Raw genomic sequence first — 14,318 nt, 5'->3', positions numbered from 1 at the left:
GACTAGCCCCCGGGCAAGACCCTCAAACTTCCTCGAGAAGTCGGGCGAGCTTTGCGTATGACTCCGGGCGAGCCTGGCGCAGCCACATGGCGTAGACCACTCCACCGACGCCGATCACGGCGACGAAGACCGGAATGAAGATGTCGAGAACGGGCGTTTGGCCACCGGTGAGCCAGGCGACGTTTGTGACCATCATCCAGAGGATCCAACCCAGAACTGCAATGCTGATGGCCGGCGCGATGAGGCGCTGCCAAAGATTGGTGTCGCGCGGATTGGAGCGGAAGAAGCCAATGACTGCGATAGCTGTGAGAACCTGCACAGCGACAATTGCGATGGAAGCCGGAGCTGCTGCGACAGGCATAAGCTGGGTGATAGGATCGACGCCGAGCAGACCTGCAACCAATACGCCCACCAGCATGAGGCCACTCTGAAATGCACTGGCCACATGCGGTGATTGCTGGGTCGGATGCAGCTTGGCAAAACCGGTCCAGATCACGCCTTCACGACCCAAGGAGAAGAAATAGCGGGAAAGCGTATTCTGGAAGCTCAAGATCGCAGCAAATAGCGACGTGATCATAAGCAGTTCCATGGCGGTTGCAGCCCAACCACCCAAGACCTTAGTAGCGATATCGAACCAGATCATCCCGGGGTTGCTGGCGGCTTGAGCAAGGGCCAGCTCCGTGCCGTAGGCGGAAATCATAAACCAGGTCGCCGAGCCATCGAGAAGCGTGATAACCGCGACAGCAAAGAAAAGGGCGAGAGGAATGTTTCGCTTCGGGTTACGGACCTCTTCTGAATAGATTGCGGCGGTTTCGAAGCCCATGAACGCGGCGATGACGAATACCACTGCGGAGCCAAAACCCGGCGTAAAGACAACGGAAGGCTGGAACGACTCCATGACCCAACCATCCGGTCCGGGCCCCTGGAAAAGAACGCCAACATTGAAGACTAGCGCAATGCCGACTTCCGCCAGCATCAGCAGACCGAGGACGCGACCGTTGAACTGTATGTTTCGGCTTGCGAACACGTGAACGATTGCGACGAAGGCGGCACAGATGATCCACCAGGGAAGTTCGAGACCAGTCACCCTCGTGAAGAGCATCGAGCCGAAGAGGCCGAACATGCCGTATAGGGCTAGATTCAAACTGGCGTACGCGACGACTGCCAGGAATGCAGCCCCTACCCCGGCCGGATGCCCCAGACCATTGGAAACGTAAGCGTAGAACGCGCCAGCATTCTTGATGTGGTGAGACATCGCTGCGAAGCCGATGCTGAAGATCAGATACGCTAGACCGATCAGCAGAAAGACCGACGGCAAGCCCAAACCGTTGCCGAAGGCGATGGCAGTTGGAACCGCACCGATGATGACCGTCAGCGGTCCGTTTGTTGCGATGACGAGAAGCACAATGCTCAGGACGCCCAGCGCGTCTTTCCTGAGCGTCGGAGCAGACGCTTCGTGCGACATGTTGTTCCCTCTTTTTTATACAACAGTTGTTTTAAAAAAGAATTAGTAACTGTTGTCAAAGGAATTCGTTGCTGCGACGCACAAAATTTAGCAATTGCTGACGCTGCCCGTTTATTAATCACCGCCCGTGTGCAACGGGCGGTGGCAGTCGGAGTGGGTTCAAGAACAAGGACGATATTTGCGGGTCTCGACTGGCCGCATCGGTTGATCAAACCTACGGTATCGGAGGGTCGAGCCTAGCACATTGCTGCAGGAAGGCGGCCGGTCCGGCTGACTGGCAGAAGCCTATCACTGCATCGGGTCGATCACGAACCACACCTCCGGCGCCACTACGAGCTTCATCGCGGAGGTAAACAAAGCGACCAGATAGGCGTGGTGGTGCGCATTGATCATGTTTATGCCCGCGAGCGTGATCAGCATGGCCCTCAACAAGCGGCAGTAAGGTAATGAGAGAGAGATGCGCCGGTCAATCATGGGGCTTTTATGCCAAGGAAAAGTGCTCCCTTAGCAGCGCTTGCACGAGCTCACCACGATACATTATTGCGAGGGGAAAGACGCGAATCCGGCCGGTCGAGGAGAACTAGTGGCCGGACGTCAGCTTCAGGCCGGCGATGCACCCTACGACGCCCAGCACCAGCAGGATGCGGACCGGAGTTGCCGGTTCACCAAAAAATGCCATGCCGATTGCGACTGTGCCAAGGGCGCCGATTCCGGTCCAGATCGCGTATCCCGTGCCTAGAGGAATTACCCGCGTTGCCATTTCCAGCAGCACCATGCTCAGGATGATGCACACCATGAACGCGAGCGTCCAGGGGATGTTACGGAAGCCGTCCGTGAAGCGCATGCAGGTCGTGAATCCGACTTCGAAGACGCCGCCAAGTATCAGATAGAGCCAAGCCATTTTTACACCTATGCTGTGAATGTGGGAGAGTTTTGGACTGTTATCGAGTCCTTGTGGCGTCCGGCCGACGCGCCACCGTCCGCGTTAGAAGCCGCGCTCCGCGCCCGCGTGTAAACCAAGCCCAGGCCCAGTTCACATAGACGGTGAGCTTGCTGCGGAAATCGATGAGCAGGAACAGATGCACCATTGACCAGGCCGCCCATGCCGGGTAGCCGCGAAGGCGTAGCCACCCAAAATCGGCAATGGCCTTGGATCGCCCGATGACAGCCATGGTGCCCCAATTGCGATAGCGGAACGCCCGGGACGTCTTGCGGCCGGCCGCGCGGGCGATGATCAGGCGCCCGACGTAGCGGCCCTGCTGCTTAGCCACGGGCGCCAGTCCGGGCAGCGGCTTCCCCCCGATCTGGTAGCTCGAAACGTCCCCGATCGCAAAAATATCCGGGTGACCTGGCACCGAGCAATCATCCAGCACTTTAATCGAGTTGTTACGTGCACATTCCGCGCCCAGCCAGGCGCCGGCCGGCCGGGCTTGTGTTCCGGCCGCCCAGAAGACGTTCTGGGTGGAGATCCGTGTGTCGGCAACCACCATCCCATAGGCGTCGATGTGTTCAACAGCTGCGCTCAGGATAACCTCAACCCCATGTGCGCGCAGCGCCTTGAGGGCATACTGCGACTGGTTTTCAGTGAAGGCCGACAGCACACGGGGGCCTGCCTCAACCAGCAGGATGCGGACCTTGGATGAGGACAGGCGCCGGTAATTACTTTTGAGCATGGCACGCGTGAGTTCCGCGATCGCGCCCGCCAGCTCGACACCGGTCGGCCCACCACCAATCACCGCGAACGTCAGCAGCGGCTCTACGTCAGTAGTGTTGTCGGCACCCTCTGCAGCCTCAAAGGCCGACAGAAGTCGCTCGCGGATGCCCAATGCGTCGTCAAGTGTCTTGAGAACCGGCGCGACAGGCTGCCACTCGTTGTGGCCGAAGAAACTGTAGTCCGCACCGGTTGCCAGGACCAGGTAGTCAAACGCGACCTTGCCGGATTTCGCCGTTAGGACCTGTTTACGGTCGGCGTCCACGCCGACAACCTCTTCCAGGATAACCGACACATTGCCGGCCCTTGCAAGCAGGCTGCGGGACGCCGAGGCGATATCCGCTGGCGAAAGCGCGGCGGTTGCGACTTGGTACAACAGCGGCTGGAACAGATGATGATTGGTGCGATCGATCAGGATTACATCCAACTCAGAGCCCGACATCGCGTTCGCCGCAGCAAGGCCTCCAAAGCCCCCTCCAACGATAATCACCCTTTTTCGATGGTGGTTCTGCATGTGCATTCTCCTTGATCTTTAACGCGCATACCTTAAAATACGAGCGTATTTTGACTGTGAAAATACGCTCGTAATTGAAAATTTCAAGGAGTTCCTGCATGGGCGCACGCCACACCGTTGATAAGGACCGAGTGATTGCGCTTGCAGAAGGGATCGTCAGTGAACGGGGCGCGGCCGCCTTGACGATCGACGCGGTTGCCAAGGCTGCAGGCATTACCAAGGGCGGCGTGCAGTCATCCTTCGGCACGAAGGACGCTTTGATTGCCGCCATGCTTGATAAGTGGATGTCGGAAGACGACCGGCGCTTTCGCGACTATCTGGGTGACGGGCCTGCGTCCCCAGCCAGGAAGGTCGCCGCCCATGTGAAGGTCACACATCAGCAGGATGAAGCCACACACTCGCGCGCAGTAAGCCTGCTGATATCCCTCCTGCAGTCGACGGAGCATCTCGAAAGCGCTCGCAGGTGGTACGCGCGACGGATCGACGGCTTGCAGGACGATAATGAGAATGACGAACGCGCTCTGCTCGCCTTCCTTGCTGCGGAAGGCGCCTTTTTTCTAAAGTTTCTCAAGCTGATTGATATTGATCAAGACCGCTGGGACCGCATTTTCACGCTGATCGACAAGCTTCTCGTCCATGGAGAGGGCGACGTGTAGCGCCGATGCGGTCAAGTGCGTCGCCTGACGATCAAACTACGAAATGCCACCTAGGGCAGAGCCCGGATCCTCAATTCCCAGGAGGGAATGCAGCTTCACCGCGACGCCGGCGACGGATCGAGGCGTGGTGCTCCACAAGTCCTTTGCCAACGCCTCCTCGACATCTGCGATTTCCTCCTCGGCTTTCTTCGCCGTCGTATATCCGACCCGCTTGTCAGCCTTTCTTCCACTCACTCCGGCGGGCCGCCAATACGGCCTTTGCTTGCCGCCGCATTTCATCCTGATCAAGCGTTGGGCAAAAGACGGTCGATCTCCCGACTGGAATGGACCACCGTAAAATCGTACATTGTCTAGCACCTTAATGACTGAACGTTGCCATCATCGGCGGATCTGAGATCCTGGATGACCGTGCGCTACATTTGACACCTTCCGCAATGCAAGCAGCGGAGCAGCGACGCGGCAATCTCAGGGCAGGCAGCTTGCCGCGCCGGCTGGCTGATTCAGGAACGCGATCAGTCAGGCTCTTTCTCGGCGGTCACCCTGGATGCCGGCTCCCGCAAATCTGCACCAAATCAGAAAGGATGGTTCTGAGCTCTGGCCACGGCGCCTCCTCCAGGCCCGATCCGGGGTCCTCTGTCTCCAGCACACAGTGCAGCTTCGCAGCGATGCCGGCGACGGATTGAGATGAGGTGTTCCACAACTCCTTTGCCAAGGCGCTTTCGACTTCTGCGAGTTCCGCCTCCGCCTTCTTGGCGCGGGAGTAACCGATCCGGGCGTCCACCGCGTTCCAGTCGGCACGGCGTTCCGCCAGCTTCGCTCGGGCCGCTCGTCGTGTCTCCGTCTGATCGGGGTTCGGGAGAAGGCGATCGATCTCTTCCGTGGTGTAGGCCCACATGAAGCCGTCGCCCTCGGAGAAGCCGATTTTCACACGTGGGAAGCTGCCAAGTTCCCGAAGCATCTCGGTTTCGAGCTTCTGCTGACGACGGCAAGCCTCACTGTACAATCTGTGGGCTGCCAGCCAGTCCCTCCACAGCGAGACCGCCGGGTCGACTTGATCGGTTCGATCCCCTCCCCTCGCAGACCTGCCAGCCGCTGACGTCGCCGCAATCGACGCAGCAGCCGCGGCCAGGGACGTTCGGCGCGTTGTATTGAGTACGGCGCCCTTATTCCCAGAACAAGCCATTGGAAACACCTCCGGTGGTATCAAGATCCGTGAAGATCACCCGCAGGTCCGGAAACCGCGGTTCGCTGTGGCGACACAGCTCTGGATGTAGTTGCGTTCGATCGTGGCAACAGGCGAGTCCTTTCGATGAGACGCGATCTTGTGCCGAGCGTTGCCGTGCGCCTAGCTCTCCGCTCCGACCCCGCGGCTGTTGCCGCGACGCAGAGCCTTCCCGCCAGCCCGCATGTCACGGAGAGAGCTGTCGGTGCATACAGTAACTTTCGGCGGGTGATTGCAGACAAAGTTCTGCTATTCTCAGAATCAGCCATGATCCAAGCTCCAGAAACCAGGTTGTGGTTGAGCCTTACGCTAAGGGACGAAGGCTGGATTAATTCGTAACAGGGATACGATAACGGTAGATGATTTGCATTTCAATAAAAAATCGTATCGGTGATACGAATTGAAGCCGATCCAGTGCAAAATGGCTCGGACAGCTCTAGGCTGGGGCACGCGTGATCTGGCCAGGAATGCCGGGGTTTCCCCAGACACGATTGCGAGACTCGAACGAGGTGAGAACTTGCGCGCCTCGACAATTTTTGCTGTCCAGAGCGCCATCGAAGCAGCCGGTATCGAATTCATTCCGGAGAATGGCGGGGGCGTAGGTGTACGTTTCGCGCGGGCGACCGAGCACGAGAAGTAGCGCCACTGTTCGAGACGCCCCGACGGCAGTTAGATCCCGCCCCCGACAAGAGCCGGGCCTTTCGGTCTCTTTCCTATCCTGCCTCGTGAAGCGGGGCCGTCCTACAACGGCGCCATGACCTCTGACTCAAAGATTTTTGTGAGCCTGCGGCCAATCCGCAAAAGCCAGCCTAAACATCAGGAACCAGATGGGCCAAAGTGCCAATGGGACCGATGCGAAAAGAGCGGCACGCACCGTGCGCCGGTGGGGCGTGAAGCAGAAGGGCTATTTCTGCTATTCTGTCCCACGCATTTGGCGGCATATACCGAGGGCTACAACTTTTCATCGAGCCTGTCCGACCCCGTGACCGCCCGTTATCAGCGGGAGGCCGCCAGCGGTCTTCGGGCAACCATTGGCGTAATGATCAATCGAGTTACAGAACCCCCTCTCCCATCCACGGCCCGATCAGGCTCAGCAAAAGCGATCAATGCGCGAAAGAGTGCAGCCGAGCGGCAAGCGGCAAGCGCTGCGAAACGGGTTCGCAAGCTCAAGGTTCTTCAAGCAAAAGCATTCGAGACGCTCGGCATTTCACCCGACGCGACACCTGAAGAGATCAGGAGGCGCTACAAGGAGAAACTCAAGATGCACCACCCGGACGCCAATCAAGGCGATCGCAATTCGGAAGACGAGCTCCGGGCGGCCATAGAAGCTCATAAGATCCTCAAGCTCAACGGCTTCTGTTGAAACTGGCGACGGTGCTTTCTTCTGTTGAAGCCCCGGATTCCCGGCACTCCTTTGTCCGCGACTTCAAATCAACCGCTTGGCTTTTAAGGCGATAGACAACCTATTCTCCAAACGGAAGTTCAATTTCTTCGCGATTTTTTTTGCGCCCTCGATCAGGACCGTCTTAAACCGCTCGGCATCTTCTGCCGGCAGCATCTCAGCCCCGGCTCGAATGCCTTCCTGCCACGCAGGCCCGCGTTCCCATGCTTCGTTGTAGACGAGCGCCAATTCGGCGAACCCCCTCGTCTGCAGCAGGGCCTCAAAAGCAGCGCAGCTTGGCGGACATCCTTCTCCCGCTTCGCTGCCCCCTGCCCGTCAGTGTGCCGGCGGCTGGCGACGATGAGCTTGTGGATCGCGTACCCGGACGGATCGGGGACAACGACCGGGACACCGCTTCGGTGGAGCATTGTCCTGACCGGTTCCCTTATGAGGAAGTCGAGAAAGCGCAGTGGATCCGCGCTGCCGCCGAGGGCGATCATCCCACCTTCGCGGGTCAGGGTATTTACCAAACGCCTGCGAGCGCGTAGGTCGTCCTTGTCCCGCTTATGATCGGCTACGCGCCGCGCGATATCCGGATCATCAGCAGAACCGACGTAACGACGTTTGGTACCACCATGTCTGCTGGGATGTCGAAGTACCAGTACTTGCGCCCCTTGATGTTCGCCGGGGTGAACCGACCCTCCGAAGGGAAATCCGCCGTCCATGCGGCGTCTAGCGAGCGCTGACCTATTCGGCGAGCTAATCTTCTATTTCCGATTGGGCCCCATGGCAAAAGTGAGCGATGCTCGCCTTAAAAGGTAATGAACCTACGACCAGTTTCGGATGCCACCATACGCCTACAAGCCGTTCGCCGAGTTGGCACATGCGATCCAACGCGCTCCGGTCGCCGCTCATATCAACACAGTTGGTTGCAGTTGTACCTGCAGCGGGACGCCGCTGGTCTTTCTTCATCGAGACGCTGTCTCATGGTTTCGAAATTCGCGGCTAAGCGCGATTTTGGATATTCAATCGGGTTGGTGCGAGCGCGACCGCGAGTGTCACGGCGGTCATCAATGCCGTCACCCAGACCAGCGCCGAGGACAACGACACGAACGTCAGCAGCGCACTCGCGAACACGACGCCCCCTGCCTGCGAGGTCCGCAGAAGAGCGAACAGCTCCGGCCGTCGTTCCGGAGGGGCAAGGGTATCCAGGGCCAGCGAGAAATAGGTGCCCAGAGGGGCAAGCACCACGCCGATCAGGACCGTCCCGACGACGGTCATAACCATGGAATGATTCACCGCCGCGAGTGCGGACCCCAAGGCCATGGCGGCCAGTTGGACCACCACAGCCGTTCTGGATGCCATGCGATTGCGCACGCTGATCCAGATCCCACCCGCCACCGAGGCGAGGCACAGCGGGACCGTAAACGTGATCGCCAAAGCCGGCTCGTACCCGAAATTCAGCGCCAGGGCGACGGCGCCGATTTCAATGGATGCGACAGTCGCGCCGCTGGCGGCCGCACAGGCAAACCAAAGTAGGACTTCCGGCGACAGCAGCTTCCCATGTAACGTGGGTAAGCCTTCTACACGAGCGACAGCCGCCGTCCATGGAACGACTATGGCTGGCAAGGCGCCCAGTGTCGTCATGGCCAGGAGTGCGAGGAGCGGCGAAACGGTCGCAAGGCCGGATGCGGCTACGGGCGCCAAAACAAAGGTCACTTCATTGAGCGTGGACGCGATCCCAAGTGCCCGGGGTAATCGCGAAGCTAAAACGAAGTGATTCAGCAACGTCCGGAGAAAGCCATAGGCCGCCCCGTTGACCAAGCCCGCTGCGGCCGCGAACAGAACCAGCCATTCAAAGGAAGCCCCGTAGGCCGCGCAGACCGTGATCGATGCCAATGCCATCGCGCGGAAGCTGATCAGCAGCCTGAACGTTGTCGCCGCAGGTAGGTTTCTGCCTAGTCGCGCGAGAGGTACGGCGCCGGCAATCTGCGCCAGCGTCATGGCCAAAATCATGGCCGCGCCGCCACTGGTGCTGCCGGTCAGGCTTAGGGCAATGAACGAGAAAGCCACCGGACCTGCCGCCTGCGGGACGGTCAGCGTCGCGGAGGATACGAACCACCGGAGTAGCGGCCATGAGTTTGTCAGCAGGGACGTTCCCGTCACTTTCAGATCCCACTCAGCAGTTCGAACGCAATCAGCCACATAACACATGCGATGCCCGCTTCGAGGATGCGCCAAGACGATGGACGGGAAAACACCGGCCCAAGGCGTGTCGAGCCGTATCCGAGCGAAAAGAAAAACAGGAAGGATCCCGTGGTTGCACCGGCCGCGAACGCGAACTGATGTCCGGGGAACCGGGTCGCAACTGTGCCGAGGAGCACAACCGTATCCAGATAGACGTGCGGGTTCAGCCAGGTGAGCGCGAGGCACATCGCCATTGTTCCTGCGAAGCTGGCCGGCGTGCCGTCCCTTACCTCCAAAGCTCCGGAACCTCTCAGCGCCGAAAGTAGGCTTTTGGCGCCATACCAGACCAGGAATGCCGCGCCGCCGTACCGCATGACAGGGTCAAGCCACGGAAGCACCCCGACGATCTGCTGCAGGCTGGCGACCCCGAGAACGATCAGAATGGCATCCGAAAGAGCGCAGGAAAGGCAGACGGCGAACACGTATTCGTTGCGAAGTCCCTGCCGCAGCACAAAAGCATTTTGCGCACCTATCGCGACGATGAGGCTAAGTCCCATCATCATCCCGGTAAAATAAATTGTAAGGTCCATTTTGCCAGTCGCACTCCGATCTGACAGATCGATAGACCACCTCAGCAAGTTAGGCTAATTAAAGATCATAACCTAGATTAAGTGTAACTAATCCGTGATCGACTACACCGCCCTCCGCGTACTCCACGCCGTCATCCAGTCCGGCAGTTTCGAAAAGGCTGCCACCGTTTTGAATGTCACCCCCTCAGCGGTGTCCCAGCGAGTAAAGCAGCTGGAGGAGCGGGTGGGTGCGGCGCTTGTCGTGCGTGGCACTCCATGTGTGGCCACGGAAAAAGGTGATCAGCTCTGCAGCCATATGGAAAATGTCGGCATTCTGGAACATGATCTGCTCAAGGAGTTGCCGTCTCTGGCCGACCCGCACGGCCCCCAGCAACGGGTCACGCTGCGGATCGCGACCAACGCCGACAGTCTCGGAACATGGTTTCTGGAGGCGATGGCGGAGTTCTCGAAGTCGTCGGATTACCTGTTGAACCTTTCGGTGGATGATCAGGATTATACATCCGACTGGCTTCAGCAGGGAAAGGTGATCGCGGCGGTATCCGGCTCCGATAAGCCTATTTCGGGATGCCGGCGCTTTCCGCTGGGGGCGCTTCGCTACCATGCGACCGCCAGTCCTGGGTTCATCACCCGCCGTTTCGCGGGAGGCGTCACGCCGGAAACCCTGGCGGATGCGCCCTCCCTGACCTTCGACCAGAAAGACCGGCTTCAGTCCGACTGGGTTCGTCAAACGTTAGGCGAATCCGTCAGTCTGCCGACGCACTGGTTGCCGTCTACACAAAGTTTCGTCGAGGCGAGCCTTATGGGTATGGGGTGGGGAATGAACCCCATCCAGCTCGTCAGGGACCACCTGGAGGCCGGACGCCTGGTGGAACTCCTGCCAGGTAAGACGCTCGACGTGCCGCTGTACTGGCACATCAATCGGCTGGCCGCAGACCGTCTCAATGCCTTGACCCGGTGTGTCAGCGAAGTGGCCGGCCGGACTTTAATTCGAATGGAATAACAAGTATCCGAGCCTATCTCAGATAAGCAAGAGCTTGGGATCGGCCGACATAAGTGGGCTCTTGAAGAGAATTGAACCGTCGGCGGGCCGCAGTCACGATCCGTTCATCAACCGTAATTGCGGCGTTAGGATTATCGGCCTCAATATGAGTGAATATATCGTCGTGATCAGAGAGCGCGAAGGCGGACCAGACGAGCTTCACCTTTTCAGGTCGCGTGCTCTGCGCCGGGCTGCTGCTCGACGCTCCGCGAAACGCGCCTCGGCCTCATTGTCCGGGATGTCGGGCCGTGTGTCGTTCAGGGCCTCCAACACCTTCGCCCGGAACCAGGCATCATGTCCCTCGCTGCTAGTCACCAATTCAAGCGGTAGAGAGCCTTCGTTGGCAGTACGGGTCAGCAGGATCCGCACTGCATCGAACACTGTCAGCCCCATGCCTTCGAGCACGGCGGACGCACGATCCCGGACCTCGGCATCGATGCGGGTTTGAACGAGAGCATTGGCGGCCGTAAGCGATTCCTCTGTTAGAATTAATGTAATGCAATCGAATGACAAATGCCAGAGGGCTCTACATACTGGAGATGTTTTTGCATACATAGGATCACAGATAGCCGCGCCCGCTGTCGGCTGAGCACGCCACCCGCGCGAAGCAAAAACCCAGCCTGGTATGCCGCGCAAGCCGGCTCTAACGTGTCGTTCGCCTAGAAAGGACTTGAACCGGTGACCCGTGGATTTGAGACGCGAAATATCCTATTGCTAAGCTGCGTTATAGGCAGAGCGTCCGTCTGCCGAGGCGACCACTGTGGGGGTTTCCGAAGATATCGAACGGACGGTGCCGGACGGCTGTAAATGGCACCTGCCTCTCGTTCAACACGCAATCATTGCGCCACATCCAGTAGCATCCTGTAGCGCCCCTTTTTGCCAAGCCATGATAATGAAATGTTCCCGCCGGGTCGGGCAATTGGAAATGCAAATTGCGGGCAACCGCTAAGTCCCGAGAGACACAGAAGCTTGATGCAGCCGGAGCGAAACGTTGCGAGACATTGCCGTGTGGCGTCGCGCCTTGGCGGTCTCACGGCCAATGTCGGAAGAGCGACAAGGACGTTTTCGGCGAACAACCGGCCGATTTTCCTGGAGAAGGGCTCCCGAATCCGACACGCCTCTTGTACATCGCCGTCGTTGAGGAGCGATCCTGACAGAAGGTGCGCGGCAATGTTGGGCGCGATGTATGCGGGCTTCGCTCGAAGGGCGATCGGTTGCTTTCCCAGGCTTCTCTTTGCAGGATGAATGCCCAAGCAAGCTCGTCCAAGTTCAACGAGCCGATCGATTTGCCGGAGGCTTCTGAGAGATTGGAGCCTATATGAGCAAGACAACGAACAAATTCTCTCCCGAAGCCCGTGAGCGCGCCATTCGAATGGTGCTGGACCACAAAGCCGAACACCCAAACGAAATGGCCTCCGGCAAATCCGGCGCGGTTCAGCACGCACCCGACCGATGCGGCCGGCGCCCAGAAGAGCAAAGTTCACTGTCATGGTTGATTGCTAGTGGCTCGATCAGCCGTTGATCATATTGCGGAAGCGGACGAGTTCCTCGCTCGCCACGCCGACATTGTGCGGCTCCGCCGGATAAGCTCCGCTCTCGACGTCCTGGCGGAATTCCCGGAACGCTGCGATGCGCTCGTGCTGCAGGCGGTCGAACTCTGCGGCAAAGTTGCGATAGGTCTTCGCATGTCGCGGCACATGCCCGCGGTTCTGTCCGAGCACGTCATCGGCAAAGAGATATTGCGCGTCGCAACCGGCGCCCGCCCCCATCGAGATCATGAAGAGAGACGTCTGGGCGCTGATCAGCGAGGCAACGTCGGCAGGAACCACCTCGATTTCGGCGGCGAAGGCACCAGCCTCCTCGAGGGCTTTGACCGCATTCCAGATCGCCATCGCGCTGTCGGCCGTCTTGCCGACCGCCTTGAAGCCACCGGTCCAGGTCGCCTTCGAGGGAATGAGGCCGACATGGCTGCAGACGGGAATGCCCTCGTCCCTGAGCTCGCGGATGATCCGGAGGCTCGCCGCGCAATAGACGGCGTCGCCACCGGCGCGCATCGCTTTGAAGGCCGCCCGCAGATATTCCTCCGTCGTGACGAAGTCGCCATATTCGAGCCCCGGCACGGCAAAGACACTTGGCGCCACCTCGCGGAACGCAGGCCCCAGGAGCGCCGGCGGCACGGAGACCATTTCAATCCCGGCCTTGTCGGCGGCTTGCGCCTCCTCGAGCGTGACGACACGAAGCATGCTGAGCTGGCGCTTGCCCTTGAGCGCCAGGATATCGGCAACGGTGGGACGGTGGGATTTCATCGGTGCATCCTTTGGCGCCAGGCGCTCACAGAAGGGATTTCAGTTTGACGGAAGGATCGGCGAGTGCCGCGCGATCGGGGCGCGTGCCCCTCGCGATCAGCATCTCGGCAAGCCGAATGTCGCGGGCAACGGCACCGCCGGGGCCAAGTCCGCTGGCTGCCAGCAATCGCCCATCCGCATCGAGGTGAAACAGGATCTCGGCCTCCGGCGACAGCGTCCGGCCGATGGTCGATGTTGCGCCGTCGGACAAGCCGGCTACCTGCAGCGTCAGGTCGTATTGGTCCGACCAGAACCAGGGCACCGCATCGAAGGATGCGGCCTCTCCCAGCATGTTGGCCGCCGCGACGCTGCCCTGTTCCTGCGCGTTGCGCCAGGATTCGAGCCGGACGCGCCGGCCGCCATAGGCGGTGACGGGAAAGGAGCAGCAGTCGCCGGCCGCGAAGATGTGCCGATCGCTGGTCGCCAGATGGCGGTCGACGGCAATGCCGTTGTCGATCGCAAGCCCTGCTTCTGCGGCAAGACGGGTGTTGGGCTGGGCGCCGATCCCGACCACGAGCGCATCGACCTTGATCTGGCGACCATCGGCGAACCCGATGGTAACGCCGCTCTCGCCATCGGCGATGGTCTCGATCCCCACGCCGCAGAGGAGTTCCACGCCTTCTGCCGCGTGCCGTGCCTGCAAGGCGAGCGCGAGCTTTTCGGGAACACCGCGCATCAACACGCGCGGTTGCGCCTCAAACAAGGTGACGGCCGTCCCGAGTTTCCGGCCCATCGCGGCCAGTTCGAGCCCGATGAAGCCACCGCCGAGAATGGCCAAGCGGCCATCCCCCCGCATATGACGACGAATGGCGGAGGCGTCCTCGACGGTCCGCAGCACATGGATGCGATCACTCGTGCCAATGCCGGGGAACGGGCGCGGTGCGGCGCCGGTTGCAAGCAGCAGCCGTTCGTAGGACAGCGTTTCGCCGGCTTCCAATAGCAGCGCATGGCGTGCCGGGTCGACCGAGATAGCCCGATGGCCTCGCAGAAAGGTGATCCCCGCCTCGGCAAAACGTTCGTTTGCGACGATCGCCCGGACGGTCTCGGCTTCCTCGCCCCCCTTCGACAGGGGTGGACGCTCGTAGGGGAGATGCGGCTCGTCGCCGATCAGCGTGACGGTTCCCTGGTAACCCCGCTCCCGCAGGGCAAAGGCCGCCCGCACGCCGGCTTCGCCGGCGCCGACGATCACCATGCCTTTGTCACCCATC

15 protein-coding genes and 1 pseudogene are annotated in these 14,318 nt (G+C 59.9%); 5 read left to right on the top strand and 11 right to left on the bottom strand.

Annotated features, from left to right (window positions below; all coding sequences use genetic code 11):
• Positions 1-22: 22 nt before the first annotated feature.
• The 4 genes from ACZ9EJ_RS23490 to ACZ9EJ_RS23475 form a co-directional block, all read right to left on the bottom strand.
• Positions 23-1,465 (bottom strand): APC family permease, encoded by a 1,443-nt coding sequence (locus ACZ9EJ_RS23490; RefSeq protein WP_046635200.1) that lies wholly within the window; start codon positions 1,463-1,465, stop codon positions 23-25.
• A 288-nt stretch (positions 1,466-1,753) separates the two neighbouring features.
• A complete protein-coding gene (locus ACZ9EJ_RS23485) occupies positions 1,754-1,885 on the bottom strand; it encodes a hypothetical protein (protein WP_255743310.1) in 132 nt (43 codons plus the stop codon).
• Positions 1,886-2,045: 160 nt separating this feature from the next.
• Positions 2,046-2,366, bottom strand: a complete 321-nt coding sequence (locus ACZ9EJ_RS23480; protein WP_040125954.1) for a DMT family transporter — start codon at positions 2,364-2,366, stop codon at positions 2,046-2,048.
• Positions 2,367-2,406: 40 nt separating this feature from the next.
• A complete protein-coding gene (locus ACZ9EJ_RS23475; protein ID WP_046635202.1) occupies positions 2,407-3,690 on the bottom strand; it encodes an NAD(P)/FAD-dependent oxidoreductase in 1,284 nt (427 codons plus the stop codon).
• Positions 3,691-3,788: 98 nt separating this feature from the next.
• Here ACZ9EJ_RS23475 and ACZ9EJ_RS23470 point away from each other — a divergent pair, with 98 nt between their 5' ends.
• Entirely contained in the window at positions 3,789-4,346 is a 558-nt protein-coding gene (locus ACZ9EJ_RS23470) for a TetR/AcrR family transcriptional regulator (protein ID WP_040125952.1), read from the top strand.
• A gap of 535 nt (positions 4,347-4,881) precedes the next feature.
• On the opposite strand, the gene ACZ9EJ_RS23465 is transcribed toward ACZ9EJ_RS23470, so the two are convergent.
• Complete coding sequence (locus tag ACZ9EJ_RS23465) at positions 4,882-5,349, bottom strand: hypothetical protein (RefSeq protein ID WP_157885370.1); 468 nt, start codon at positions 5,347-5,349, stop codon at positions 4,882-4,884.
• Between the two features lie 640 nt (positions 5,350-5,989).
• Between ACZ9EJ_RS23465 and ACZ9EJ_RS23460 the strand changes: the two genes are divergently transcribed.
• The gene (locus ACZ9EJ_RS23460) at positions 5,990-6,208 is read left to right on the top strand and encodes a helix-turn-helix domain-containing protein (protein WP_040125949.1); all 219 of its coding nucleotides are present in this window, start codon (positions 5,990-5,992) and stop codon (positions 6,206-6,208) included.
• A gap of 114 nt (positions 6,209-6,322) precedes the next feature.
• Entirely contained in the window at positions 6,323-6,931 is a 609-nt protein-coding gene (locus ACZ9EJ_RS23455) for a J domain-containing protein (protein ID WP_046635206.1), read from the top strand.
• Positions 6,932-7,031: 100 nt separating this feature from the next.
• Here ACZ9EJ_RS23455 and ACZ9EJ_RS23450 read toward each other — a convergent pair.
• The 3 genes and pseudogenes from ACZ9EJ_RS23450 to ACZ9EJ_RS23440 form a co-directional block, all read right to left on the bottom strand.
• Positions 7,032-7,742, bottom strand: a pseudogene (locus tag ACZ9EJ_RS23450) (GSU2403 family nucleotidyltransferase fold protein).
• Positions 7,743-7,954: 212 nt separating this feature from the next.
• Positions 7,955-9,022 carry an MFS transporter gene (locus tag ACZ9EJ_RS23445; RefSeq protein ID WP_255736309.1) on the bottom strand — a complete coding sequence of 356 codons (1,068 nt, stop codon included), beginning with the start codon at positions 9,020-9,022 and terminating at the stop codon, positions 7,955-7,957.
• 95 nt (positions 9,023-9,117) lie between these two features.
• Positions 9,118-9,726 carry a LysE/ArgO family amino acid transporter gene (locus tag ACZ9EJ_RS23440; protein ID WP_046635208.1) on the bottom strand — a complete coding sequence of 203 codons (609 nt, stop codon included), beginning with the start codon at positions 9,724-9,726 and terminating at the stop codon, positions 9,118-9,120.
• Between the two features lie 94 nt (positions 9,727-9,820).
• Between ACZ9EJ_RS23440 and ACZ9EJ_RS23435 the strand changes: the two genes are divergently transcribed.
• Positions 9,821-10,726, top strand: a complete 906-nt coding sequence (locus ACZ9EJ_RS23435) for a LysR family transcriptional regulator ArgP (protein ID WP_040125947.1) — start codon at positions 9,821-9,823, stop codon at positions 10,724-10,726.
• Positions 10,727-10,924: 198 nt separating this feature from the next.
• Here ACZ9EJ_RS23435 and ACZ9EJ_RS23430 read toward each other — a convergent pair whose 3' ends face one another.
• Positions 10,925-11,278, bottom strand: a complete 354-nt coding sequence (locus tag ACZ9EJ_RS23430; RefSeq protein ID WP_255736310.1) for a type II toxin-antitoxin system RelB/DinJ family antitoxin — start codon at positions 11,276-11,278, stop codon at positions 10,925-10,927.
• Between the two features lie 805 nt (positions 11,279-12,083).
• On the opposite strand from ACZ9EJ_RS23430, the gene ACZ9EJ_RS23425 reads away from it, so the two are divergent.
• Complete coding sequence (locus tag ACZ9EJ_RS23425) at positions 12,084-12,287, top strand: hypothetical protein (protein ID WP_080954255.1); 204 nt, start codon at positions 12,084-12,086, stop codon at positions 12,285-12,287.
• Here ACZ9EJ_RS23425 and ACZ9EJ_RS23420 read toward each other — a convergent pair.
• Positions 12,277-13,071, bottom strand: coding sequence for a 3-methyl-2-oxobutanoate hydroxymethyltransferase (locus ACZ9EJ_RS23420; protein WP_046635210.1), 795 nt, complete (start codon positions 13,069-13,071; stop codon positions 12,277-12,279). The two genes, ACZ9EJ_RS23425 and ACZ9EJ_RS23420, sit on opposite strands and share 11 nt — an antisense overlap.
• Positions 13,072-13,096: 25 nt before the next feature.
• Positions 13,097-14,317 carry an NAD(P)/FAD-dependent oxidoreductase gene (locus ACZ9EJ_RS23415; protein WP_255736311.1) on the bottom strand — a complete coding sequence of 407 codons (1,221 nt, stop codon included), beginning with the start codon at positions 14,315-14,317 and terminating at the stop codon, positions 13,097-13,099.
• Between the last annotated feature and the right edge of the window lies 1 nt (position 14,318).

The sequence above is a fragment of the Neorhizobium sp. USDA 3394 genome, from assembly GCF_056280385.1.
This window is presented reverse-complemented; position numbering and strand designations above follow the sequence as displayed.

What these genes read in the sequence shown, in the direction of transcription:
- ACZ9EJ_RS23440 (WP_046635208.1), bottom strand. Translation starts at nt 9,726, where the DNA reads ATGGACCTTACAATTTATTTTACCGGGATGATGATGGGACTTAGCCTC.
- ACZ9EJ_RS23470 (WP_040125952.1), top strand. Translation starts at nt 3,789, where the DNA reads ATGGGCGCACGCCACACCGTTGATAAGGACCGAGTGATTGCGCTTGCA.
- ACZ9EJ_RS23475 (WP_046635202.1), bottom strand. Translation starts at nt 3,690, where the DNA reads ATGCAGAACCACCATCGAAAAAGGGTGATTATCGTTGGAGGGGGCTTT.
- ACZ9EJ_RS23485 (WP_255743310.1), bottom strand. Translation starts at nt 1,885, where the DNA reads ATGCTGATCACGCTCGCGGGCATAAACATGATCAATGCGCACCACCAC.
- ACZ9EJ_RS23455 (WP_046635206.1), top strand. Translation starts at nt 6,323, where the DNA reads ATGACCTCTGACTCAAAGATTTTTGTGAGCCTGCGGCCAATCCGCAAA.
- ACZ9EJ_RS23415 (WP_255736311.1), bottom strand. Translation starts at nt 14,317, where the DNA reads ATGGGTGACAAAGGCATGGTGATCGTCGGCGCCGGCGAAGCCGGCGTG.
- ACZ9EJ_RS23420 (WP_046635210.1), bottom strand. Translation starts at nt 13,071, where the DNA reads ATGAAATCCCACCGTCCCACCGTTGCCGATATCCTGGCGCTCAAGGGC.
- ACZ9EJ_RS23460 (WP_040125949.1), top strand. Translation starts at nt 5,990, where the DNA reads ATGGCTCGGACAGCTCTAGGCTGGGGCACGCGTGATCTGGCCAGGAAT.
- ACZ9EJ_RS23425 (WP_080954255.1), top strand. Translation starts at nt 12,084, where the DNA reads ATGAGCAAGACAACGAACAAATTCTCTCCCGAAGCCCGTGAGCGCGCC.
- ACZ9EJ_RS23490 (WP_046635200.1), bottom strand. Translation starts at nt 1,465, where the DNA reads ATGTCGCACGAAGCGTCTGCTCCGACGCTCAGGAAAGACGCGCTGGGC.
- ACZ9EJ_RS23480 (WP_040125954.1), bottom strand. Translation starts at nt 2,366, where the DNA reads ATGGCTTGGCTCTATCTGATACTTGGCGGCGTCTTCGAAGTCGGATTC.